21 protein-coding genes are annotated in these 23,025 nt (G+C 64.0%); 10 read left to right on the top strand and 11 right to left on the bottom strand.

The genetic code is table 11. The features are described from left to right. Positions 1–3: 3 nt before the first annotated feature. From mreD to ISG32_RS14590, 3 genes are read right to left on the bottom strand one after another with little or no spacing between them, the layout of a single operon-like run. Positions 4–522, bottom strand: coding sequence for a rod shape-determining protein MreD (gene mreD, locus ISG32_RS14600; RefSeq protein WP_194771890.1), 519 nt, complete (start codon positions 520–522; stop codon positions 4–6). Between the two features lie 49 nt (positions 523–571). Next, on the bottom strand, positions 572–1,543 hold the full coding sequence (gene mreC / locus ISG32_RS14595) for a rod shape-determining protein MreC (protein ID WP_194771753.1): 972 nt from the start codon (positions 1,541–1,543) through the stop codon (positions 572–574). Between the two features lie 56 nt (positions 1,544–1,599). After that, complete coding sequence (locus ISG32_RS14590) at positions 1,600–2,643, bottom strand: rod shape-determining protein (RefSeq protein WP_194771752.1); 1,044 nt, start codon at positions 2,641–2,643, stop codon at positions 1,600–1,602. 496 nt (positions 2,644–3,139) lie between these two features. Here ISG32_RS14590 and gatC point away from each other — a divergent pair, with 496 nt between their 5' ends. The 3 genes from gatC (at position 3,140) to gatB (ending at position 6,528) form a co-directional block, all read left to right on the top strand. Further along, complete coding sequence (gatC, locus tag ISG32_RS14585; RefSeq protein WP_194771751.1) at positions 3,140–3,439, top strand: Asp-tRNA(Asn)/Glu-tRNA(Gln) amidotransferase subunit GatC; 300 nt, start codon at positions 3,140–3,142, stop codon at positions 3,437–3,439. A 131-nt stretch (positions 3,440–3,570) separates the two neighbouring features. After that, on the top strand, positions 3,571–5,049 hold the full coding sequence (gatA, locus tag ISG32_RS14580) for an Asp-tRNA(Asn)/Glu-tRNA(Gln) amidotransferase subunit GatA (RefSeq protein WP_194771750.1): 1,479 nt from the start codon (positions 3,571–3,573) through the stop codon (positions 5,047–5,049). Between the two features lie 24 nt (positions 5,050–5,073). Continuing rightward, on the top strand, positions 5,074–6,528 hold the full coding sequence (gene gatB / locus ISG32_RS14575) for an Asp-tRNA(Asn)/Glu-tRNA(Gln) amidotransferase subunit GatB (RefSeq protein WP_194771749.1): 1,455 nt from the start codon (positions 5,074–5,076) through the stop codon (positions 6,526–6,528). A 103-nt stretch (positions 6,529–6,631) separates the two neighbouring features. Here the strand turns inward: gatB and ISG32_RS14570 are convergent, their stop codons facing one another. Further along, positions 6,632–7,741 (bottom strand): GGDEF domain-containing protein, encoded by a 1,110-nt coding sequence (locus tag ISG32_RS14570; protein ID WP_194771748.1) that lies wholly within the window; start codon positions 7,739–7,741, stop codon positions 6,632–6,634. Between the two features lie 207 nt (positions 7,742–7,948). Here ISG32_RS14570 and ISG32_RS14565 point away from each other — a divergent pair, with 207 nt between their 5' ends. The 4 genes from ISG32_RS14565 (at position 7,949) to ISG32_RS14550 (ending at position 13,205) form a co-directional block, all read left to right on the top strand. Continuing rightward, complete coding sequence (locus ISG32_RS14565) at positions 7,949–8,470, top strand: YcxB family protein (protein ID WP_194771747.1); 522 nt, start codon at positions 7,949–7,951, stop codon at positions 8,468–8,470. Between the two features lie 545 nt (positions 8,471–9,015). Continuing rightward, positions 9,016–10,296 carry a SorA family sulfite dehydrogenase catalytic subunit gene (gene sorA, locus ISG32_RS14560; protein ID WP_194771746.1) on the top strand — a complete coding sequence of 427 codons (1,281 nt, stop codon included), beginning with the start codon at positions 9,016–9,018 and terminating at the stop codon, positions 10,294–10,296. 20 nt (positions 10,297–10,316) lie between these two features. Next, complete coding sequence (sorB, locus tag ISG32_RS14555) at positions 10,317–10,676, top strand: SorB family sulfite dehydrogenase c-type cytochrome subunit (RefSeq protein ID WP_194771745.1); 360 nt, start codon at positions 10,317–10,319, stop codon at positions 10,674–10,676. A gap of 384 nt (positions 10,677–11,060) precedes the next feature. Then, positions 11,061–13,205: a putative bifunctional diguanylate cyclase/phosphodiesterase gene (locus ISG32_RS14550; protein WP_194771744.1), complete on the top strand. Its 2,145-nt coding sequence runs from the start codon at positions 11,061–11,063 to the stop codon at positions 13,203–13,205. 77 nt (positions 13,206–13,282) lie between these two features. On the opposite strand, the gene ISG32_RS14545 is transcribed toward ISG32_RS14550, so the two are convergent. Beyond that, positions 13,283–13,915, bottom strand: coding sequence for a DUF4124 domain-containing protein (locus ISG32_RS14545; RefSeq protein ID WP_323745940.1), 633 nt, complete (start codon positions 13,913–13,915; stop codon positions 13,283–13,285). A 99-nt stretch (positions 13,916–14,014) separates the two neighbouring features. Continuing rightward, positions 14,015–14,716, bottom strand: a complete 702-nt coding sequence (gene pyrE, locus ISG32_RS14540; RefSeq protein WP_194771889.1) for an orotate phosphoribosyltransferase — start codon at positions 14,714–14,716, stop codon at positions 14,015–14,017. Positions 14,717–14,726: 10 nt separating this feature from the next. Between pyrE and ISG32_RS14535 the strand changes: the two genes are divergently transcribed. Next, positions 14,727–15,533, top strand: a complete 807-nt coding sequence (locus ISG32_RS14535; protein WP_194771742.1) for an exodeoxyribonuclease III — start codon at positions 14,727–14,729, stop codon at positions 15,531–15,533. A gap of 146 nt (positions 15,534–15,679) precedes the next feature. Further along, the gene (locus ISG32_RS14530; RefSeq protein WP_194771741.1) at positions 15,680–16,519 is read left to right on the top strand and encodes an alpha/beta hydrolase; all 840 of its coding nucleotides are present in this window, start codon (positions 15,680–15,682) and stop codon (positions 16,517–16,519) included. A 5-nt stretch (positions 16,520–16,524) separates the two neighbouring features. On the opposite strand, the gene ISG32_RS14525 is transcribed toward ISG32_RS14530, so the two are convergent. The 4 genes from ISG32_RS14525 to ISG32_RS14510 all read right to left on the bottom strand — a co-directional run bounded on the left by ISG32_RS14525 (position 16,525) and on the right by ISG32_RS14510 (position 20,525). After that, positions 16,525–17,361 (bottom strand): hypothetical protein, encoded by an 837-nt coding sequence (locus tag ISG32_RS14525; RefSeq protein ID WP_194771740.1) that lies wholly within the window; start codon positions 17,359–17,361, stop codon positions 16,525–16,527. Positions 17,362–17,524: 163 nt separating this feature from the next. Next, complete coding sequence (locus ISG32_RS14520) at positions 17,525–18,571, bottom strand: phosphotransferase (protein WP_194771739.1); 1,047 nt, start codon at positions 18,569–18,571, stop codon at positions 17,525–17,527. Continuing rightward, positions 18,568–19,341, bottom strand: coding sequence for an SDR family NAD(P)-dependent oxidoreductase (locus tag ISG32_RS14515; RefSeq protein ID WP_194771738.1), 774 nt, complete (start codon positions 19,339–19,341; stop codon positions 18,568–18,570). The genes ISG32_RS14520 and ISG32_RS14515 overlap by 4 nt, the downstream gene beginning before the upstream one ends. Further along, positions 19,338–20,525: an acyl-CoA dehydrogenase family protein gene (locus ISG32_RS14510; RefSeq protein WP_194771737.1), complete on the bottom strand. Its 1,188-nt coding sequence runs from the start codon at positions 20,523–20,525 to the stop codon at positions 19,338–19,340. The genes ISG32_RS14515 and ISG32_RS14510 overlap by 4 nt, the downstream gene beginning before the upstream one ends. 224 nt (positions 20,526–20,749) lie before the next feature. On the opposite strand from ISG32_RS14510, the gene ISG32_RS14505 reads away from it, so the two are divergent. Continuing rightward, entirely contained in the window at positions 20,750–21,445 is a 696-nt protein-coding gene (locus ISG32_RS14505) for a GntR family transcriptional regulator (protein WP_194771736.1), read from the top strand. Here the strand turns inward: ISG32_RS14505 and ISG32_RS14500 are convergent. Next, positions 21,442–22,848, bottom strand: coding sequence for an aminotransferase-like domain-containing protein (locus ISG32_RS14500; RefSeq protein WP_194771735.1), 1,407 nt, complete (start codon positions 22,846–22,848; stop codon positions 21,442–21,444). The genes ISG32_RS14505 and ISG32_RS14500 overlap by 4 nt on opposite strands. Between the last annotated feature and the right edge of the window lie 177 nt (positions 22,849–23,025).

Here is a 23,025-nt window from a genome sequence, read left to right as displayed (position 1 = left end):
GCGTCACAGCGGACGGTTCTCGTCCGGATCCGGCGGGCGGCGCTGCGGAGCCAGCAGAATCCACGAAGCGATCGGCCACAGCACCGCTTCCAGCGCAGGTGCGATCAGACCTTCGACCCCCGGCAAAGTTCCGCCCGAGATCACCCGCAGCAGCAGCTCGATGGCGTGGGCGCCAAGGAACAGCGGCACCATCTGAAGCGCCTGCAGCCACACATTGAACCACAACATGCGGCGGCTGGACATCTGCGCCGCGAACATCAGCAGGCAGTAGACCAGCGCGTGCTGGCCCATGAGCGCCGACTGGCTCACGTCCATGCACAGACCGAGAATGAAGGCCACGCTCATGCCCACGCGCTGCGGCTGGTGAATGCCCCAGAACGCGAGCAGCACCATGAGCCAGTCGGGCGTCCACACGACGCGCCCGAGCGGCAGAATATTGATGGCGAGCCCGATGATGAAGCTCGCCACGATGAACACCGGACTGACCGGAAGCAGCAGCTGCTGGCCCTTGGGCATCATGATGGACGGCCCTCCAAAAGCCACGCGGGCGATGGCGACATCAGGTTCCGCTTCATGGACGGCCCCCCGCTGCGGGACGGCCCGGCAGGTCCTTGGACTTGGTCGGCTTGTCCACCTTGCCGGACTTCGGTGCGGGCACCTCGGCCTCGACCTCGGCGCGCACACCGTCCGTGAGCGGCTGCAGCACCGTCACGTACTGCGCGCCCGTCATCTGTGCGAGCGGCTCGCAGTAGATGCGCGAGAACGAGGAATCGGCACGCTTCTCGACCTTGATGACCTTGGCCACCGGCAGACCCGCCTGATAGACGCCGTCCATGCCGCTGGTGCTGAGCATGTCGCCCTCCTGCACATCGGCGTTGCTCGGCATGAAGCGCAGCTCCATGCCGCCGCCGTGCATCATCACCGGATCGCCGTAAGCCACGCCGCGCGTGCCCGTGCGCATGTTGCGCACCGGAATCGCCTGGTCACGGTCGATCAGCAGAGTGACTTCGGAGGACAGCGGAAACACCCGCGTGACCTGCCCCAGCACGCCCGAGGCGTCGATCACCGGAGAGCCCGGCTGCACGCCCGCCACCTGACCGCGGTCGATCACCACGCGGCGCGTGTACGGATCGGCCGCGTCGTAGATCACCTGCGCCGCCATGCCCGGCGCCTTGACGCGGTCACGCAGCTCAAGCTGCTTGCGCAACTGGGCATTTTCCTGAAGCAGCAGCTCGACCTGATTGGCCTGCTGGGACATGGCCGCCATGCGCGACTGCGCCTCGTCGCGGCCCTGCTGCGCGTCTTCAAGCGACTGGAAATAGCCCGCGCCGCCGCGAGCGAACTCGACCGGCTTGAGCATCAGCCACTGGATGGGCATGAGCACCGTGCCGATGGCCTTGCGCACCGGCTCGGTGACGTGAAAACGCGCATCCGCCACCATCAAAAACAGCGCCAAGGCGCTGTAGAGGGTCAGGCGAGCGAGGGGGGAGGGGCCATGCTTGAAAAGCGATGGCGCCTTTCGGTCGAGTGTGCCTAGTGGCATGACCTGCTCCGTGCTCCTGCGCTTTCAGCCACCGCCACGCTCGTCCGCTCTTTCGATCACTCGTTGGTGAAGATGCCGCCGTGGCGATCCATGCGCTCCAGCGCAATGCCGCAGCCGCGCACCACGCAGGTCAGCGGCTCTTCGGCGACCAGCACCGGCAGGCCGGTTTCCTCGGCCAGCAGACGGTCGAGGTCGCGCAGCAGCGCGCCGCCACCGGTCAGCATCATGCCGCGCTCGGCGATGTCCGCGCCCAGCTCGGGAGGGGTCTGCTCCAGCGCGTTCTTCACGGCGGAGACGATCTGGTTGAGCGGCTCGGTCAGCGCTTCCAGCACTTCGTTGCTGGAGATGGTGAAGCTGCGCGGCACGCCTTCGGAGAGGTTGCGGCCCTTGACTTCCATCTCCTTGACTTCGGAGCCAGGGAACGCGGAGCCGATCTGCTTCTTGATCGCTTCGGCAGTGGGTTCGCCGATCAGCATGCCGTAGTTGCGACGGATGTAGTTGATGATGGCTTCGTCGAACTTGTCGCCGCCCACGCGCACGGAGCCCTTGTAGACCATGCCGCCCAGCGAGATCACGCCCACTTCGGTGGTGCCGCCGCCGATGTCGACGACCATGGAGCCCGATGCCTCGGACACCGGCAGACCCGCGCCGATGCCGGCGGCCATGGGTTCTTCGATCAGATCGACGCTGGTGGCGCCGGCCGCTTCGGCCGCGTCGCGGATGGCGCGGCGCTCAACTTGTGTGGAGCCGCAGGGCACGCAGATGATGATGCGGGGGCTGGGAGTCAGCACCGAGCGCGGATGCACCATCTTGATGAACTGCTTGATCATGTTCTCGGTGATCACGAAGTCCGCGATCACGCCGTCCTTCATCGGGCGGATGGCCTCGATGTTGCCGGGCACCTTGCCGAGCATGGCCTTGGCCTCGCGACCCACGGCCTGAATCACTTTCTTGCCATGCGGTCCGCCTTCGTGGCGGATGGCGACCACGGAAGGTTCGTCGAGGACAATGCCCTTGTCACGGGCGAAGATCAGGGTGTTGGCAGTGCCCAGATCGATGGCGAGGTCGGTGGAGAAGTACCGACGGAAAGCTCCGAACATTCAAGAATCCTCTCAGGCACGGCAAGCACATCGGCGTGTCGTCGCCAGGAAATACGGGGTGGATATTGGCCTTTTTCGCACAATGACCAACAGTGCGGAGGGTATTGCGGCAAAGCCGGAATAATACCGCAACACCTGTGAATAACTTCTGTCAAAACTGCTCCGAACCGAGGTTTACACACAGTTTCTTTGCAGATGTTGGGCCCTGTAGTTGTCATCAATTGTGTCAAACAACTACCAAACACACTCCGCGGGACTAACCGGCCCGTCCATGCGCGAAAGCAAGGACTCTCCGAATGGACCGAGGAGTTCCCACGCTTTCGCGGGGTTTGCGGGTTTGCCCAGTGCGCCAAAACGGCCTTGGCAGACATGGCTGCGGGTCTCGCCCGCAAAGGCGGGATAATAGACAACTTCCCCTACACGCATCCGTCGTCTGGCCTTTGCGCACCGCAGCCTGACCTCCCGATGCACGGGTCGACTTCCCTCACAGATTTCTATGGCACTGACACACGAAGACATTGCCCGCATTGCCAATCTGGCGCGGCTGGAACTCAACGCAACCGAGAGTGAGCGCATGCTCACTGGACTCAATCAGTTCTTCGACGTGGTCGAGCAGATCTCCGCCGTGGACACCTCGGGCGTGACCCCGCTGTCCCACCCCGTCGCGGCGATCCAGGCCATCGAGCTGCGCCTGCGCGATGACGTGGTGAGCGAGCCCAACAACCGCGAAGCCAATCAGAAGAGCGCTCCCGCCGTGGAAAACGGCTACTTCCTCGTGCCCAAGGTGATCGAGTAACGCCGCCTGCGTCACTCGCGCCATTCGCCCGGACCCTTTCCGATTCCGGCGCGGCGCGGCAGACCGCCCACAAGCACAGCAACAAACAGCGTCCTGCCCGCCCGCCACTCACCCGAACGAGATTCTCAAGCATGAGTACATCCACCACTGATCTGCACGACCTGAGCCTCGCGCAACTGGCCGCCAGGCTCAAGGCCCGCGAGGTTTCCTCCGTCGAGGCCGCGCAGCACTTCCTCGCCCGCGCCAAGGCACAGAGCGATCTGGGCGCATTCGTCCACATCAACGAGGACGTGACCCTCGCCCAGGCCAAGGCCGCCGACGCGGCGATTGCCGCCGGCAGCACGGCCAAGCTCGCAGGTGTGCCGATCGCGCACAAGGACCTGTTCGTCACCAAGGAATTCCCGACCACCGCCGGCTCGAAGATGCTCACCGGCTACCAGTCGCCCTTCGACGCGACGATGGTGGCCAAACTGGCAGAAGCGGGCTGCGTCACGCTTGGCAAGCTCAACATGGACGAATTCGCCATGGGCTCGGCCAACGAGAATTCCGCCATCGGCAAGGTGCTGAACCCGTGGGACAAGACGCGCGTTCCGGGCGGCTCCTCGGGCGGCTCGGCGGCGGCGATCGCTGCACGTCTGGCGCCCGGCGCCACCGGCACCGACACCGGTGGCTCGATCCGCCAGCCCGCATCGTTCTGCGGCGTCACCGGCATCAAGCCCACGTATGGCCGCGCCAGCCGCTACGGCATGATCGCGTTCGCCTCCAGCCTCGACCAAGCGGGCCCGATGGCCCGCACCGCCAAAGACTGCGCGCTGATGCTCTCCGCCATGTGCGGCCCGGACGCTGACCGCGACTCCACCAGCCTGGATACGCCCGCCGAAGATTTCACGCTCAAGCTGAACGACTCGCTCGCCGGTCTGCGCATCGGCATCCCCAAGGAATTCTTCGGCGATGGCCTGTCCGCCGACGTGCGCGCCGCCATTGACGGAACGCTCAAGGAATACGAAAAGCTGGGCGCCAAGCTGGTGCCGATCAGCCTGCCGCGCACCGAGCTGTCGATTCCGGTGTACTACATCATCGCGCCCGCCGAAGCCTCATCCAACCTGAGCCGCTTCGACGGCGTGAAGTTCGGCCACCGCGCCAAGGAATACACCGACCTGCTCGACATGTACAAGAAGACCCGCGCCGAAGGCTTCGGCGACGAGGTCAAGCGCCGCATCATGATCGGCACCTACGTGCTGAGCCATGGCTACTACGACGCGTACTACCTGCAGGCGCAGAAGATCCGCCGCATGATCGCCGACGATTTCCAGGCCGCGTTCAAGGAATGCGACCTCATCGCCGGCCCCACCGCGCCGACCGTGGCATGGGCTCTGGGCGGCAAGAGCGACCCGCTCGCAGCCTACCTCGCCGACATCTACACCCTGCCCGCCTCGCTGGCCGGTCTTCCCGGCATGAGCGTGCCCGCCGGTTTCGGCGAAGGTGGCATGCCCGTGGGCCTGCAGCTCATCGGCAATTACTTCGGTGAAGCGCGCCTGCTGAATGCGGCGCACCAACTGCAGCAAGCCACGGATTTCCATCTGCGCCAGCCTGCGGCCGCCGCACAGTAAATCAGCAGGAAGGACTACAAGAACATGACCGAAAAGACCATCAAGCTGATCAACGGCTACGAAGTGGTGATTGGCTTTGAAACCCACTCCCAGCTCGCCGCGCAATCCAAGATCTTCAGCCGCGCCAGCACCGCCTTCGGTGCGGAGCCCAATACGCAGGCCTGCCCCGTGGACTTGGCGCTGCCCGGTACGCTGCCGGTGATGAACAAGAAAGCCGTGGAATGCGCGATCAAGCTGGGCCTGGCGCTCGGCTCGCACATTGCGCCCGTCAGCATCTTCGCGCGCAAGAACTATTTCTACCCCGATCTGCCCAAGGGCTACCAGATCAGCCAGTTCGAGATTCCCGTGGTGCAAGGCGGCTCGGTGAGCTTCTTCGTCGGTGACGAAAAGAAGACCGTGCGCCTCGTGCGCGCGCACTTGGAAGAAGACGCGGGCAAGTCGGTGCACGACGAATTCATTGGCCAATCCGGTATCGACCTGAACCGCGCGGGCACGCCGCTGCTGGAGATCGTGACCGAGCCGGACATGAGCAGCACCGAAGAGGCCGTGGCCTACGCCAAGGAGCTGCACAAGATCGTCACCTGGATCGGCATCTGCGACGGCAACATGCAAGAAGGCTCGTTCCGCTGCGACGCCAACGTCTCCGTGCGCAAGCCCGGCCAGCCGCTGGGCACACGCCGCGAGATCAAGAATCTGAACTCGTTCAAGAACATGCAGATCGCGATCGACTACGAGATCCGCTGGCAAATCGAAGAAATCGAAGACGGCCGCAAGATTCAGCAGGCCACCGTGCTGTTCAACCCCGACACGGGCGAAACCCGCGCCATGCGCACCAAGGAAGACAGCGCCGATTACCGCTACTTCCCCGACCCCGATCTGCCGCCGCTGCATGTCGCAGCCGAGTGGATCGAGCGCGTGAAGGCCGACATGCCCGAGCTGCCCCGCCACCGCGCCGACCGCTTCGTCGAGCAATACGGCCTGCCCGAATACGACGCCACCACGCTCACGCAGAGCCAGGGCATGGCCGACTATTTCGAAGTGGCCGCCAAGGTGTGCGAGCAGCCCAAGCTGGCATCCAATTGGGTGATGGGCGAAATCTCGCGCCGCCTGAACATGGAGGAAATCTCCATCGATCAGGTGAAGGTGAGCGCCGAGCAACTGGGCGCGCTCATCAAGCGCATTCAGGATGGCACGATCAGCAACAACGCTGCCAAGCAGGTGTTTGAAGTGCTGTGGACCGGCGAAGGCTCGGACGTGGACGCCGTGATCGAAGCCAAGGGCCTCAAGCAGATGAACGACACGGGCGCGCTCGAAAAAATCATCGACGAAGTGATCGCCGCCAACCCCGCGAACGTCGAGCAGTACCGCGCAGGCAAGGACAAGGCGTTCAACGCGCTGGTCGGCCAGGTGATGAAGGCTTCGAAGGGCAAGGCCAACCCTGGCCAGGTGAATGAACTGCTGAAGGCAAAGCTGGCCTGACGCCACTCCATTCGACATCTCCAAAGGCCTCGTCACGAGGCCTTTTTCATGGGCGCTGCGAATTGCGCTTCGCTGCCAGCATCCATGTGCCGGGGCTCCCGGATCACCCGAACGCCGCCACCTGATTGCGCCCCGCGCGCTTGGCCTCGTACATGGCCTTGTCGGCCAGTGGCTGGATCTGGTGGATGGTGGCAGCGGCGGCGGTGGCGTCGGCACTCGACCACATGAGGCCGATGCTGGCCGTCACGTGCAGCGAGTGGCCATCGAAGCGCATCTCCTGTTCTTCGATGCTGGCGCGGATGCGCTCCGCCACCGCATGGCAGCCCTCCAGCGTGGGGTCCGTCAGGAAAATGGAGAACTCCTCGCCCCCCACACGACCGAGCAGATCGCTTTCGCGCAGACAGTCGCGCAGGATCCGGGCGACCTGCACGAGCACATCGTCGCCCGTGGCGTGGCCGTAGTTGTCGTTGACGGACTTGAAATGGTCCAGATCGACGAACAGCACGGCGTAATTCATCCGGTGGCGACGGCACAGGGCCAGTTGCCGGTTGCACTGCTCGTAGAACGCTGCTGCGTTGAGGGTGCTGGTCAGGCCGTCGTGCGTGGACAGCCACAGCAGGCGCTCGTTGTAATAGGCCATTCGGCTGAAGAAATGGTCGAAGCGCGCAACATAGATATGCCCCAGTACGGCACTGCCCCCCAAGGTGAACCACAGGGTGAGCACCGCGTTCGGGAAGGCCGTCAGATCGATGCGGGACAGCAGGAAATGCGATGAGGCGAGGGCCACCACGAAGGCCAGCCAGCCCCAGCGCCTGCCGGTCATCATGAACACGCCGACGATCAGCAGCATCGACCACATCGGCAGCAGCGGGTCTGGCGGCAGGAACATTCCGCCGATGCAGAGGGTCAGCCAGAACAGTGCGGCCGTGAGCAGGCTGCCGAGCTGCACACGCCGGGGATGGCGCCTGAGCCACTGCCACAGCAGCAGGTTGGCAACGATGGCGCAGAACCAGCAGGTGACGACGTAGACCAGAAAGTCGGCGCCCTGCGAAGTGATGCAGAACACCGCGATGAGCGCGGCATTGAACACCACCGATGAGAGTGCAATGGAAATCAGAAAGCGATGCTGAAATGCCAGCAGGCCCTCGTCTTCGGCATGGACGGAGTCGCCGTAGAGAAATCGCTGCAGAGTTGCTCGGGAGGCACTGGGCATGGACGGTGGAATGGGCGTACTTTCGGTTGCGCCAGACCCCTCTCGTGACCGGCAAGTCCCGGCCTTTGCTGGCCCGATGATTGGATCAGAAAGTCAGGAGAGACATAAATATGTAATCAAATAATCAACAAAGCATTGATAGCAATCACCTACTTTAAAGATAAATCGATATCGATCCCTATCATCCTCTCCCAGCCATAATGGGCCATGCCAGTGATCACCTATCAAATTACCGAGAACGATTACGCCACCGCTCAGCGGCTCTTCGCGCAATGCGGCTCACGCGCGGGCCACTTTGTGAAGTTCGCCATCGTGGGCATTGGAGCGCTGCTGTTCGGCATGGGCCTGTACCTGAAGCATTGGGGGCTGATTCTGGGCAGCTTTGTGTATGCGGCGATGCCATGGTGGATCGGCCGTCTGATCGGCGAGCCGCTGGCGCGGCGCCAGTACAGGCGCTACCCGGCCATGCACATGCCGCAGACTCTGTCACTGCTGGACGATGAAAGCGGCGCGCTGCTCACCTCAAGCCTCGGCGAATCCCGCGTGGCCTGGAACCTGATCATCCATTGGGGCGAGAACGACAGCTATCTGCTGCTCTTCCTGCAGCCGCGCATGTACTTCATCGTGCCCAAGCGCGCAGACCCTGAACAGCTGGTGATCGGGCGGCTGCGCACGCTGCTGCGCGAGCGGGTGGGCGAACCACGGCATACGACGGACAAGCAACGCTGAGTCGACGGCGCCGAACGGCACGTCCGTGCGGAGAGCCCGCACGCACATCCGCACCGAGCCCCAAAAAGAAGAGAGTGCCGCTGTCGCGCCCCGCGTCAGGCGGAGCGGGCGCATGGGCCGCAGCAGCACTGCAATTCAAACCGTCACCTCTCCCCAGGACACCCAATGCGCCTGCGGCTGCTCCCGGTCGCTCGTATCGATGAGATACGCGACCACGCATAAGACAATTTAAATCACAACACTGATTGTAGAAAACTATTCATCGAATAGCCGTATCAAAGGGTTACGTCGTGGGTTGTTGACCGTCTGCGCTGCACAGGAGGCGGCATGAAATCAAGCGATTGGCTCAATAACGCCTACCTAGATTTTCCAAATTCATCCATGTTCCAAGTCAATAACTGCATGCTATCTTGCACGAGTCGGGTGCGGCAAACGGCGTGAGCAGTGCGTTTGCGGCCCGGCGAGGTCCGTGAAGCGGTCGCGACCCGAAGTCGCACGCTGATCGTCCAATCCACAAAAAATCATTCCAACAACGGAGACCCGCGATGAATCCATCCGACCGACCGCGCGCCATTTCCCGCAGCGACTCCAGCCCGCGATCCAGCCGCCGCACCCTGCTCAAGACGCTGGGCGCGGCAGGGGCAGGTGCCGGACTGCTGAACACCACCCTGCGCGCCTGGGCCGCCGACGCACCCGCCCCCAAGACGACGCGCCTGCCGTTCGCCAATGGCGAGCGCGAAATGGTGACTTTCCCCCAGAAGCGCCCGCTGATCCTGCAGACCAGCCGTCCGCCGCAACTCGAGACGCCCTTCGAAGTGTTCAACGAAGGACTGCTCACGCCCAATGACGCGTTCTTCGTGCGCTATCACTGGAGCGGCATTCCCACCGACATCAAGGCCGAGGATTTCCGCGTGAAGGTCAGCGGCCTGGTGGACACCCCGCTGGATCTGTCGCTCGAGGCGCTCAAGCAACTGGGCGATCCCGTCAGCCTCGTGGCCGCGCACCAGTGCTCGGGCAACAGCCGGGGCTTCTTCGAGCCGCGCGCCAACGGCGGCCAGCTCGGTCATGGCGCCATGGGCAATGCCAAGTGGACGGGCGTTCCGCTCAAGCGCGTGCTCGAGAAGGCCGGCGTGAAGAAGGGTGCTGTGCAGGTGAGCTTCAACGGCATGGACAAGCCGCCCATCGACGGCGGTCCGGACTTCGTGAAAGCGCTGGACATCGACCACGCGCTCGACGGCGAGGTGCTGCTGGCCTGGGCGATGAACGACAAGGATCTGCCCATGCTCAACGGCTACCCGCTGCGCCTCGTCGTGCCGGGCTACTACGGCACCTACTGGGTCAAGCATGTGAATGACATCCAGGTGCTCGACAAGGTGTTCGACGGCTTCTGGATGGCGACGGCCTATCGCATCCCCGCCAACCCTTGCGCCTGCACTCCCGCAGGCAAGGGGCCGACCAAGACCGTGCCGATCAACCGCTTCAACACGCGGTCGTTCATCACCAGCGTGCAGGACGGTGCGAAGCTCAAGGCGGGCAGAGAAATCGTGCTGCGCGGCATCGCGTTTGACGGCGGCCAGGGCATCGCCGAGGTGTCCGTATCCACGGATGGCGGCAAGACATGGCAGTCGGCCACGCTAGGGGAGGAGCTGAGCCGGTACTCGTTCCGCGAATGGAAGGCTGCGTTCAAGCCGGCGAAGAAAGGGACCTACGAACTCAAGGTGCGCGCCGTGAACCGCGCCGGACAGGGCCAGCCGCTCGAGGCGCTCTGGAATCCCGCAGGCTACATGCGCAACGTGGTGGAAACCGTCCGCGTGACGGCGGCGTAAGAGAGCAGGAGCAGTACATCATGAACACATCCAGCCGACTGAAAAACCTCTTCCGTGCCACCGCCCTGCTCGCCTCCGTCTGCGGCACCGCGCTCCCCGCGCTGGCGCTCGAGATCGACCTGCCCGCCGAAACCGCGCTCTACCAGCAGAGCGACATGCCGGGCTACACGCTGACGCTGCAGAACTGCCTGATGTGCCATTCGGCCCAGTACGTGCAGTACCAGCCGAAGACCTCACCACGTAGCTATTGGGAAGCAACTGTCAAAAAAATGAAACATCCGTTCGGCGCCCCCTTCCCCGAAGGCGACATTCCGGCGATGGTCGACTACCTCACCAAGACCTACGGAGCGGAAAGCTCCGCCGCGAATTCGGGCAAATGACTCCCGCCGATCCGGAGAGTCCGCGACTCCCCCCGGAGTCGCGCTGAAGGCCGCCGGGCTTGATCCGGCGGCCTTTTCGCCTTTCAGGCACGCCATGCGCGCGAGCCCATTCGCCACGCTGAATCATCATCTCCTGGTCCTCGGGAGGCACTTTCGGCTCGACCAAGGATCAACCTCACCTATATTTACCGCCTGGTTAAAAGTAAGGTGTATTTACGAATTGACGGATGCGAGGGGGTCAGCAGCCTCGATCAATTGTTTACAAAAACAATTAACATCGATTGCCCAATAGTAGAATTCAACTTAACATTCTGCACGTCCGAGCTGTGAATGCCACTTTCCCGACTCCAGTCCACCCAACTTCTCGCAACGGAAAGCCATCAAATGGGCCAGCCAACTCAACTCAAGTCAGTCACCGGAGGGAAGAAGACCGCGCGCGTTGCCTCGCAACCCTCGGCGGCTGCCAACGAGAAACTGGCGAATCTCATGCACCGCACCATGGACTGTCTGCCGCATCTGATCTGGGTGGCGGGCGACGGGAGTCAGCCCGCCTGGGCCAATGCGGCGTGGCGCGACTACACGGGCAGCGAGTCATCCAACTGGCTGGACGCGGTGCACCCCGAGAGCACGGCACGGCTGGCGGCCCTCTGGGACAAGACGCTCGAGACGCAGACTGGTTTTCAGGAAGAGCTACGCATGCGCGCGGCCGATGGCCGCTTCCGCTGGTTTCTGGTCTCGGCGCTGCACCACGAAGGGCAGCGCCACTGGTATTTGAGCGCCACCGACATCCATGACCGCGTGCTGGCGCGCGAGGCACTGGTGCGCAGCCTCGGCATGCAGGAGAAGATGCTCGACGCAAGCGTGGACTGCATCAAGATCGTCAACCCCGACGGCACGCTCGCCCACATGAACCTCTCGGGCTGCAAGGCGCTCGGCGTGTCGCCCGAATCCGGCTTCGGCATGAAATGGCTGGAGCTGCTCCCGCCCGAGATCCACGCCGCCGGCCTGCGCGCCTTCCGCCAGGCGCTGCGCGGCAGCAATGCGCGCTTTTCAGGCAAGAGCGTGGTGCCCGGCAAGCCGCCGCAGTACTGGGACAACATCCTCACCCCGGTGCTTGACGACAACGGCAAGACCATGAGCATTCTCTGCGTCTCGCGCGACGTGACGCTGCAGCAGCTCGCCGAGGAGCGCCTGCGCAGGGCCAACGAGGTCGATGAACTGACCGATCTGCCCAACCGCCGCGCCTTTCAGGAAGAGCTGCGCCCCGCCCTGCTGCACGCCCGCGAGAAGGGCAGCGGGGCCCTGCTGATGTTGATCGATCTCGATCACTTCAAGCACCTCAACGACACGCTCGGCCACGCTGCGGGCGACCATCTGCTGCAGGTGATGGCACGGCGCATCCAGGGCTGCCTGCCCGATTCCACCTTCGTGGCGCGCATCGGCGGCGACGAGTTCGCCATCGTCGTGCAGGACGTGAAGGACGACGAGGCCGCGATGCGCGTCGCCCACCGCGTGATGCTGCAGCTCGATCCACCGATCCACTACGCGAGCAAGCGCATCAACGGCAGCATGAGCATCGGCTGCGCACTCTACCCGCGCGACGCGCGTGACCCGATGGTGCTGATGAGCAATGCCGACGCCGCACTCAACGACATCAAGGTCAACGGCCGGGGCGGCGTGCGCATCTTCAACGCCGACATCATGCGCCCCCTCGAAGAAGCGGCCGTGCAGATGGACCAGGCGCGCCGCATCCTGCGCGACGGCACCGTGCGCGCGTACTACCAGCCCAAAGTGCGCCTGCTGGACCGCAAGCTCATGGGTGTCGAGGCACTGCTGCGCTCGCAGGACGTCGAGCACGGCGGACTGCAGATGCCCGGCACCGTGCAGGCGGCCTTTCTCAACTATGACCTGGCCACCCGCATCGCCGACGCGCTGCGCGCCAAGGTGCTGGCCGACATCCTCAACTGGCAGCGTGCCGGTCTGCCGCTCGTGCCGGTGTCGCTCAACGCAGCGCCGGTGGAGTTCATGCGCGACAACTACGCCGAGCGGCTGCTCAAGCAGATCGAGAAGGCGGGGGTGGACCCGGCGCTGATCGAGCTCGAAGTGACCGAGCAGACCCTCGATGAACGCGGCGCGCAGTACGTGACGCGCGCGCTGCTGCAGCTCAAACAGGCGGGCATCCGGGTTGCGCTCGACGATTTCGGCACCGGCCATTCGTCGCTCACCCGGCTGCGCAACTTCCCGGTGGACTGCCTCAAGATCGACGCGAATCTGGTGGGCAACTTCGGCAGCGACCCTGCGATCACCGCGGTGGTCAACGCGATTGGCCGCATCGGCGCGGATCTGTCGCTGGAACTGGTGGCCGAAGGCATCGAGACCGAAAAGCAATGCCAGTCACTGCTGGCCGCAGGCTTCGAGATCGGTCAGGGGCATCTGTTCAGCCGCGCGGTCAACGCCGACGCGATCAGCACGATGCTGGCCTCCGAAGGCTTGATCTGGGAGCCCGTGCGGGCTTCCGCAGCCGCCTGAATCGAAAAAACGCTCCGAGTCGCTTCGCGGCTGCGCCCGCCCGGGCTGCGCCGGTTGCGAGCAACATAGTGCTCTGATCAGCGAGAAGCGGCCGCCGACGCGGGCTTGGCTGCCGAAACGCTGCCCGTCGCCGCGCGCTCGGCCGCCCACAGCTCCTTGAGCTGTACCAGTTCGGTGTCGAAGCGCTGCTGCACCTTGCGCTTTTCGTCCTGCTGCGTGGCGATGTAGCGCTGCTGCTCGGCGATGTCCTCTTCGTTGTCCGCAATGCGCCGCTGCACCTTGGCCGGGGCCTTCTTGGGATCGTTCTGGTAGAACTCGAGCTCGGTGTTGATCGCCGCGCGGTCGGAGCGCAGCTGTTCGATGCGCTTGTAGGCGATCTGGATCAGGTCGTTGAACACCGCCAACGCGGTGACGCGCTCGGCATTGTGCGTGGCCTCGTCGGGGTAGCGCGTGATCAGGGCGCGCTCGCGGCGGCGCTGGTCGGCCACCTTGGCCTTCTGTTCGGCGTCCGCACGGCGCTGCGCGTCCAGCTGCGTGCGTTCGTTCTCGGTCAGCGTGGGGCCGATGCGGCGGCGTTCGGTGCCGGTCTTGTCGAGCACACGCTGCTCGCGGTCAATGCATTCGGGGATGGGACGGTCTGCGGTGATGCGTCGGCCATTTTTGTCAACACAGGAGTAAACGGCGTTCTGCGCGGCCACGGGAGCGACCACGCAAAGCACGCCGACGACAGCCAGAACGCCTCGGAAAAGTTGACTTGCAGCCGCTTTCAATCCGTCCCCTTCATCATCATCGCCTCGGTTGACAGGTGATCAATGGTCGCCGACGCCGTACCGCTCCCGGTAGGCCAGAACCCGCTCGTGATGCGCCTTCATCTCGTCGCCGCCACCACTTGCCGCCAGATATTGCAATAAGTCTGCCAACTTTGCGATGGTGCAGACTTGCATTCCCAACTCGCCGCGCACGTACTGCACGGCACTATGGTCCACGTCGTGGCCATTCTCTGTGGCTTTTTCCTGGCGGTCCAGCGCAATCGCGATGGCGTGTGGCGTGGCGCCTGCGGCCTTGATCAGCGCGATCGATTCGCGTGCGGCGGTGCCCGCAGACATCACGTCGTCGATGATCAGCACGCGGCCCTTGAGCGGCGCGCCCACGAGGGTGCCGCCCTCGCCGTGGTCCTTGGCTTCCTTGCGGTTGTAGGCGAAGGGCACGTTGCGGCCCTGCCGCGCGAGCTCGACGGCCACCGTGGCCGCCAGCGGAATGCCCTTGTAGGCGGGACCAAAGACCATGTCGAACTCCATGCCACTGGCCAGAATGGCTTTTGCATAGAATTCTGCGAGACGGCCCATTTTTGCGCCATCATCGAACAGCCCCGCATTGAAGAAGTAGGGGCTCATCCGCCCGGCCTTGGTTTTGAATTCTCCAAAGCGCAAAACGCCGGATTCCACCGCAAATTGCACGAAATCCAGCGCCAGCCGGGTCTGTTCTGCCGTTTGATCGCTCTTGCTCACCATGAATTCTTCCTTGTTCAAATTAACCAGTCTCAACCTCAACGGCATTCGCTCCGCCGCGTCCAAGGGCGTGGTGGAGTGGCTGGAGGAAACTCGTCCGGATTGTATTTGCGTACAGGAAATCAAGGCTCAGGCTGCTGATATTGCCGACAAGTTCGAGTCGATTGGCGAGCTCAAGGGCCACTTCCATTTCGCCGAGAAGAAGGGCTACTCGGGCGTGGGCGTCTACACCCGCCACGAGCCCAGCGACGTGGTGATCGGCTACGGTTCGGGCGAGTTCGATGCCGAAGGCCGCTTCGTCGAAACCCGTTTCGACACGCCCAAGCGCAAGTTCTCGATCATCAGCGCGTATTTCCCAAGCGGCTCCTCGGGCGACCTGCGCCAACAAGCGAAGTTCCGGTTTCTGGCCGAGTTCCATCTGACGCTGATGAAGCTGAAGACCGAGCGCGACTTCATTCTCTGCGGTGACGTGAACATCGCCCACCAGCAGATCGACCTGAAAAACTGGCGCAGCAACCAGAAGAACAGCGGCTTTCTGCCTGAAGAACGCGAGTGGATGACAAAGTTGTTGCACACAACTGACCCGGCCGGCGGACTGGTGGACGTGTATCGTCAGCTCCAGCCCGACGCCACCGACACTTGTTACACATGGTGGAGCAATCGCGGCCAGGCCTATGCGAACAATGTGGGCTGGCGTCTGGACTACCATCTGGCGACTCCGGCCATCGCGGCGCTCGCGAGAACGGAGTCCATCTATAAAGAACAGAAATTTTCAGACCACGCGCCGATCACGATCGGCTACGACTTCAACCTGAAATGAAGGGCAACGGCGATAATGATTGAGATTCATTCTCAATCATCGACCGCTTTGTGATTTCCGAACATTTGTCGCGCCGCAGCGTTCTGACCAGCGCCCTGGCGCTCAGTGCGTGCAACTCCACGAGCATCGTGCAAGGCAACGCCACCATGACCGACTCCAGCGATCTGCGCAATGCACCCGCCGTCAGCCTGCCGCGTAGCCACCAGATGGACGTGCGCGATGCAGCCAGCGGCCATCTCTACCGCATTTTCGTGCAAGTGCCCGACGCGCCCGCGCCGCCGGGCGGCTATCCCGTGCTTTATGTGCTGGACGGCAATGCCACGTTTCTGATGGCGGCCCAGCTTGCCCGCAACAACGGCAACCGGCCCGGCGCGCTGCGGCCCGATCCGCTGATCGTCGTCGGCGTGGGGTATGCCACCAACGCATCCATGGATCAAAACGCCCGCAAGCGCGACTACACGCCGCCGCCTGCCACCGAAGACGGCACGGGCGATGCGGAAGTGTTTCTGGATTTTTTGCAAAAACAATTGCTGCCTATGGTCGAGCGCGCATGGCCGGTGGACGTATCGCGCCGCACGCTGTTCGGCCATTCGCTGGGCGGCTTGCTCACGGTGCACGCACTGATCACGCGACCCGGTCTGTTCACAAGGCACGCGGCGGCCAGCCCGTCGTTGTGGTGGAACGGCCAGCACGAAGTGCCGTTGGTCGATGCATGGATTGCCGCCGGTGCCGCGCCTTCGGTGCAATTGCAATTGCGTGTGGGCTCCAAGGAGCGCGCACGCAAGAGCACCGATCCGCTTCGCGCAGCCAAGGCTGCAGAGCGCCAGATGAATCCGCTGGTCGAATCGCTTGCCGAAAAGCTGCTCGCGCTGCACAACCCGCAGATCGTGGTGGACAGCCAAGAGATTCCCGGCGCCGATCACGGAGGCGTGGTGCTGCCCGCGCTGATCGACGCCATTGCTTTTGCCGCCAAGCGCGGGCTTTGACGCACTCAGCAGCCGCTCGCGTCTTTCACGCCCGAGAGCCGCTGCAAGTTCAGCACCTGCACTCCGTCATTGCCGGACAACGTGGCGGTGGCGCGAGTGCAGTCGGAAAACTTCACGCTGACTTGGCCCCAGCGGGCCATTTGGTTGACAGGATTCGCAAACGTGCCCGCCGTGATCATGCCCAGTGCAATGGTGTATTCGGTGTTGGGGACGATGGTGCCGCCCAGTGCATCCATTGAAATCGTCCAGAGCGGACCGCCTTGGGCATTGCGTCCGTAGTAAGTGAAGATGAGGCCGTTGTCTCCACCCAGAATGTTGAAGCCGGTGCTGTCGTACGCGGGGTCATACCACAGGCCAGAGAGTGATTTCCAACTTAACGGACTCGTACCGCCTGCTCCGGAAGGTGTCGCCGAATAGTGGCCCGAATAGGTCGTACCACCAAGCCCTCGGAACAAATACTGGCCGTTAATGCCGCCCGCTTCATAACTCCCATCAACGCTGATGTAGTTGTTGGAATCGATGTTTCTGCAGTCGAACAACGGCGGATCGACGGAAAAGACACCGCCCGTACCCGTGACCGTGCCTTTTCCCGTGTCGCTCGCCATGCGGCATGTGACCGCGCCATAGGAATCAACGGTGATGTTGATCGTGCCGTGGTCAGCACCGAGATATGTGCCGGAATAGCTGCCCGCCGGAAACTCTGCATGAGCCAAGGGCGACATAGTCAGAGCTACGCCACCGCACAGTACAGCACGCTTCAAAAAGCCAGATAAATGCATGAAACCTCCCAGGATTGCATCGGTATAAATTGGACAAGCGTCGGACTCGGTCCATGAAGCCAAGCTCAACCTCATGAGCACCAGCCAAACGATTATCAATAACTACCAATTTTCCAAAAGCGATTTAATGCTTCAATTTGTACCCGTTTCGCGCATGCTGCGCAGGCCGCTGCCAAGCCCATGAATCCACTGAAAGTAAGTACTCAGCAGCAGCATTGGCGCCACGCTACCGCGCACTGAACCTCTGCGCCGCCTCCCAACCCAAATCCGCCAACGGCCCGGCCTTGCGCCCGGTCTCCACAGCGTCGTCCGCCGTCGCGTTGCCATCGGCCGCGCGCTGGGCGATGCCGTGCAGGATCGCGGCCATGCGGAACAGGTTGTAGGCGATGTAGAAATCCCAGTGCCCCGCCGCGTCGCGGCCCGTGGCGTCGCCGTACCACTTCACGTACTGCTCTTCTGACGGAATGCCGAGCTTGGCGAGATCGAGCCCGCCAATACCGCGCCACAGATCATGCGGAATGCGCCAGCCCATGCACTGGTAGGCCAGATCGGCCAACGGGTGGCCGAGCGTCGACAGCTCCCAGTCAAGCACGCCGATCACGCGCGGCTCGGTGGGGTGGAAGATCAGGTTATCAAGCCGGTAGTCGCCGTGCACCAGCGTGGTTTCGTCGCCTTCGGGCAGGTTGGCGGGCAGCCAGTCCATGAGCTTGTTCATAGACTCATTGACCGGCAGCGTCGACTCCTTGCACTGGCGCGTCCAGCGCGCGATCTGGCGGCTGACGTAGTTGCCTTCCTTGCCGTAATCGCCCAGCCCCACGGTCTTGTAATCCACCGCGTGCAGCGCCGCGATCACACGGCTCATCTCGCGGTAGATCGCCAGGCGCTCGGCGTTGGCCATGCCGGGCAGGCCCTGGTCCATGAACACGCGACCGTCAAGAAACTCCATCACGTAGAACGGCGTACCGATCAGGTCCGCGTCCTCGCAGTAGTCGAGCATGCGCGGCACCGGCACGCCGGTGTCGGCCAGCGCCTTCATCACGCGGAACTCGCGGTCGATGGCGTGCGCCGAGGCGATCAGCGTTCCCGGCGGCTTCTTGCGCAGCACGTAGTTGCGTCCCTTGCCCGCATCGATGCGGAAGGTCGGATTCGACTGCCCGCCCGCGAGCACGCGCACCTCGAGCGGATGCTGTGCATCGGCCAGCCCCTTGCTCTGCAGGTACGCGGCCAACGCATCGATGGGCAGATTCACTGCGGCGTTGTTCTGTGCACTCATAGTCCGCTCACCAGGTGGCCGCCATCCACGGCGACTGCGGAGCCCGACATCGCCGCGCCCGCATCGGACGCGAGCAGCAGCAGGGGGCCGTCGAGATCGCCCAGCTCGCTGAAGCGGCGGCTCGGAATGCGCATGCGCAGCTTCTCGCCCAGCTCGCTCGTGAGAAAGTCGCGGTTCAGATCGGTGACCACATAGCCCGGCAGCAGCGCGTTCACGCGGATGCCGTAGCGCGCCAGTTCCAGCGCCATCGCCTTCGTGGCCTGGATCACGCCGGCCTTGGAGATCGCATACGGCGCGACTCCGCCGCCCACGCGCTCGCCGAGGATCGAGGCCACGTTGACGATGGCACCGCCCTTCTTGGCGGCCACCATGCGGCGCGCGGCCTCGGTCGCGACCAGCCAGTTGCCCTTGAGGTTGGTGTCGATCACGCTGTCGAAATCTTCCTCGGTCTGATCGAGCAGCGCGCGCGTCACGGTGACGCCCGCGTTGTTGACGATCACGTCGGGAACGGCCCATTCGCCGATGGCGTCAAAGCAGCTTTTCACGCTGGCGCCGTTGCTCACGTCGAGCGAAAACGCGCGCGCTTCGCCGCCGCCCTTCACGATGCCGTCGACCACCGACTGCAGCTTGTCCGCGCGCCGCGCGGCCACCGCCACCTTCGCGCCGTTGGCAGCGAGCATCTGCGCGAAATGCGTTCCAAGACCGCTGGATGCGCCCGTCACCAGCACGAGCTTGCCCTTGAGGCTGAACTTGTCGCTGGCCGTGCTCATGCCGATGCCTCCGCCGCCGCCTTCTCTGCCATGTGCACCAGCTTGCGCGCCATGCTCCAGCGGTGCACCTCGCTCGGGCCGTCATAGATGCGGAAGGCGCGCATGTCGCTGAAGATGCGCATCACCGGCGTCTCGCCCGTCACGCCCTGTCCGCCGAGCATCTGCACGCAGCGGTCCACCACGCGCCATTCGGCCTCGGAGCAGATCACCTTGGCGCGGCTCGACTCGTAGTTGCCCTTCTCGCCTTGGTCGAGCAACCACGCCGTGTGCCAGATGTTCAGGCGCGCGGTGTGCAGATCCATGTCGTTGTCGGCCAGCATGAAGCCCACGCCTTCGTGCTCGGCCAGCGGCTTGCCGAAGGCCTGGCGCCTGCGGGTGTACTCAAGCGCGATCTCGTGCGCGCGGCGTGCCTGGCCGAGCCAGCGCATGCAGTGCGTGAGGCGCGCGGGCGCCAGACGCACCTGCGCATAGCGAAAGCCCTTGCCGATCTCGCCGAGCACGTCGCTCTCGGGCACGCGCAGATTGTTGAAGCGCAGCACGCCATGGCCACCGGTGAAGCACGAGTCCATCGCGTCCATGCTGCGCTCGAGCACGATCTCGGGACGGTCCATGTCGGAGAGGAACATCGTCGCCGAGCCGTCCTCCATGCGCGCCATGATGATCACGTAGTCCGCGCCTTCGGCCCCGGTGATGAACCACTTCGTGCCGTTGATCACGTAGTCGCTGCCGTCCTTGACCGCCGTGGTCGCGAGCATCGACGGATCGGCACCCGCGCCCGGCGAGGGCTCGGTCATCGCAAAGCAGGAACGGAGCTTGCCCTCGACCTGCGGGCGCAACCAGCGCTCCTTCTGCGCCTCGGTCGCGACCTCTTCCATCAGGTGGATGTTGCCTTCATCGGGCGCGTGGATGTTCATCGCCGTCGGGCCGAGCCAGGAATAGCCGGCTTCCTCGAACACCACCGCCTTTTCGACGTGCGTGAGCCCCATGCCGCCGAGCTTCTTGGACGCATGCGGCGTGAGCAGCCCGGCGTCGCGGGCGAGGCCCACCAGCTCGCGGCGCAGTTCCTCGCTCGGGCCGTGCGCGGACTGGCGCGGATCGCGCTCCAGCGGAATCACCTGCTCGGCGATGAAGCGCCGCGTTCTGTCACGCAGCGCGCGCAACTCGGGGGAAAGCGAAAAGTCCATGAGTTCTCCTCGGGAAACGGTGGGCCGGCATCCTTGGTCGTTGATGACAAAACCGTGGATTGTTCAACAATATTGAAGCACAATCTCCAACAAGTCACTATCGTGTTGGCGACAACCCCGCGCATCGGACAAAACCCTGCCGCGTCGGGTTCTGGCATATTCACTCTCCGCTGCGGACTGCCATCAGGCGCCGCCCACCTCACCATTTTCGGCACGAGCATCCCATGGCGCGCACCCAGACCGAGCAAGCAGACGAGCAGACGAGCCCACCGGAAAGCCGCGGCGGCAGCGCCTCCGGCAGCGTCTTCTACGGCATCATGAAGGGGCTCGAAACCCAGTCCTTCGTGCCCGGCCAGCGGCTCGTGGAAGTGGATCTTGCCGCGCAATACGGCGTGAGCCGCAATTCCGTGCGCGAAGCCCTGCAGCGCCTGGCCGCCGAAGGCGTGATCGAGCTCTCTCGCAACAAGGGCGCGGCGATCCGCTCGCTCACGCTGAAGCAGACGCATGAAGTGCTCGACGTGGCCGAGCGCATGACCGGCCTGCTCGCCAGAAGCGCCGCGCAGGGCATCGCCGACGGCCAGTCGCCCGAGCCCATCACGCAGGCCCTGCGCGAACTCGTTCTCGCTGACCAGACCAACGACGGCGAAGCCTTCGCGCGCGCCCGCCGCAGCCTCTACCGCGCCTTTCTCGTCGCCAGCGACAGTCAGGAAATGCGCCGCCTGTTCCCATCGATCCAGATGCCCATCGTCTACGCCCAGCACCGCCCGGCCACGCTGCAGAAGGTGCGCATGCGCGACTACCAGACCATGAGCGACGCCATCCTCGCGGGCAACGCGGCGGCGGCGGACAAGGCGGGGATGGCGCACGTGCAGAACGTGCGGGCGGCGATAGTTCGCCAGCACGAAGCGCGCACGGCCTAGGCTTTCGTGCGCCCCAGCAACTCCCGCACCGCCTTCTGAAACCTCGGATCCAGCATCGCCGGCACGTTGCAGCGCGACCAGGCCGAGGGTGCCGATGAATCGAGATGGAACACCCGCCCCGGCGCCATCTTCACGCCGTGGGGCAGCAGCGCTTCGGCGAACTGCAGCGAATCCTCGACGCCCGGAAACTTCACCCACAGATACAGCGTCTGCGCGTTGCGCGCGAAGACCTCGCAGCCCTGCGCATCGAGCCACTGCTGGGCCTCTTCGGTGGCGGCACCGAGCTTCTGGCGCAGCTTGACGAGGTGGCGCTCGTAGCGGCCCTCGCGCAGCATCACGTCGACCATGCGCTCGCAGTATTCCGAACCGCTCACGTGGATCAGCGCCTTCAGGTCGGCCAGATCGTTGGCGAGCGCGGCGCTGCAGGCGATGTAGCCGACGCGCAGCGCGGCCGAGAAGGATTTGGAGAAACTGCCCACGTAGATCGTGCGCTCGAGCTGGTCGAGCGTCGACAGCCGCACGGCGGAGGTGGGCTTGAAATCGGCGAACGGGTCGTCCTCGACGATCACCAGATTGTGGCGTTCGGCGAGCTGCAGCAGGCGATACGCCTTGGGCACGCTGAGGTCCGAGCCCGTGGGGTTGTGCGCGAGCGACTGGGTGAAGAACAGGCGCGGGCGCTCGTTGATGAGGATGCGTTCGAGCGCCGCGAGATCCGGCCCATCCGTCTCGCGCGGCACGCCGATCACGCGCGCTCCGGCGAGCTTGAGCTTGCCGAACAGCAGGTAATAGCCGGGCTCGTCCACCAGCACCGTCGCGCCGGGCGGCACGAAGTAGCGGATCACCAGATCGAGCGCATCGTTCGCGCCGTGCGTGAGCACCAGCTGGTTGGGCTGCACGGCCAGACCCAGCACGCCGAGCTTGCGCACCAGACTCTCGCGCAGCGGCGTGTAGCCAAAGCGGTTGCCGTAGCGAAACAGCGAGCCCAGCCCCGTGCGCACCACCTTCTGGTAGTAGCGGTCCATGCGCATGTCGGCCAGCCATTCGATGGGCGGGAAACCGTCGCCCACGGCCGCCACCTCGGGCTGGGTGATGAGCTGCTCGCGCGCGAGCCACACGGTGTCCATCGCACGGCCAAGCTGGCCGCCGTCTTCGTCCACCGCGCGGGGCTTGCGCAGCTGCTGCGACACGTAGAAGCCCGATCCCCGGCGCGGCTCGACCATGCCGCGCGAAACCAGCAGGTCGAACGCCGACACCACGGTGTTCTTGGCGTAGCGGTGCAGCTGCGCCAGCTCGCGCAGCGACGGCAGCTTGTCGCCGGGCTGGTAGACCCCATCGGTGATCTGCTGGCCGATCAGGTCCGCCAGTTTGTCCGCAATCGGTGCGGAGCGCCGTGCCTCGCTCATGGGTGTGTGTCTCCGTCCATGGGGTGAATTCTCGCGTCGTGGTGGCCCGCCACTCTGGTTTTGCACCGAAATGCTGCACTGCAGCGAGACTGTTTGTGCAAACTGTACCTTTTTATGAAGGTACAGTTTCAATACAGTCGGCTCAACTGTTTGAAACCGCCCCCTTTTGGGGCAGTG

It is taken from the genome of Diaphorobacter caeni (assembly GCF_015354245.1).
GTDB lineage: Bacteria > Pseudomonadota > Gammaproteobacteria > Burkholderiales > Burkholderiaceae_C > Diaphorobacter_A > Diaphorobacter_A caeni.
Note: the sequence above shows the minus strand (reverse complement) of the source record. Positions and strands in the feature narration are given on the sequence as shown.

Coding starts and splice junctions, on each gene's coding strand:
- mreC (WP_194771753.1), bottom strand. CDS start 1,543: ATGCCACTAGGCACACTCGACCGAAAGGCGCCATCGCTTTTCAAGCAT.
- ISG32_RS14590 (WP_194771752.1), bottom strand. CDS start 2,643: ATGTTCGGAGCTTTCCGTCGGTACTTCTCCACCGACCTCGCCATCGAT.
- gatC (WP_194771751.1), top strand. CDS start 3,140: ATGGCACTGACACACGAAGACATTGCCCGCATTGCCAATCTGGCGCGG.
- gatA (WP_194771750.1), top strand. CDS start 3,571: ATGAGTACATCCACCACTGATCTGCACGACCTGAGCCTCGCGCAACTG.
- gatB (WP_194771749.1), top strand. CDS start 5,074: ATGACCGAAAAGACCATCAAGCTGATCAACGGCTACGAAGTGGTGATT.
- ISG32_RS14570 (WP_194771748.1), bottom strand. CDS start 7,741: ATGCCCAGTGCCTCCCGAGCAACTCTGCAGCGATTTCTCTACGGCGAC.
- ISG32_RS14565 (WP_194771747.1), top strand. CDS start 7,949: ATGCCAGTGATCACCTATCAAATTACCGAGAACGATTACGCCACCGCT.
- sorA (WP_194771746.1), top strand. CDS start 9,016: ATGAATCCATCCGACCGACCGCGCGCCATTTCCCGCAGCGACTCCAGC.
- sorB (WP_194771745.1), top strand. CDS start 10,317: ATGAACACATCCAGCCGACTGAAAAACCTCTTCCGTGCCACCGCCCTG.
- ISG32_RS14550 (WP_194771744.1), top strand. CDS start 11,061: ATGGGCCAGCCAACTCAACTCAAGTCAGTCACCGGAGGGAAGAAGACC.
- pyrE (WP_194771889.1), bottom strand. CDS start 14,716: ATGGTGAGCAAGAGCGATCAAACGGCAGAACAGACCCGGCTGGCGCTG.
- ISG32_RS14530 (WP_194771741.1), top strand. CDS start 15,680: ATGACCGACTCCAGCGATCTGCGCAATGCACCCGCCGTCAGCCTGCCG.
- ISG32_RS14520 (WP_194771739.1), bottom strand. CDS start 18,571: ATGAGTGCACAGAACAACGCCGCAGTGAATCTGCCCATCGATGCGTTG.
- ISG32_RS14515 (WP_194771738.1), bottom strand. CDS start 19,341: ATGAGCACGGCCAGCGACAAGTTCAGCCTCAAGGGCAAGCTCGTGCTG.
- ISG32_RS14510 (WP_194771737.1), bottom strand. CDS start 20,525: ATGGACTTTTCGCTTTCCCCCGAGTTGCGCGCGCTGCGTGACAGAACG.
- ISG32_RS14505 (WP_194771736.1), top strand. CDS start 20,750: ATGGCGCGCACCCAGACCGAGCAAGCAGACGAGCAGACGAGCCCACCG.
- ISG32_RS14500 (WP_194771735.1), bottom strand. CDS start 22,848: ATGAGCGAGGCACGGCGCTCCGCACCGATTGCGGACAAACTGGCGGAC.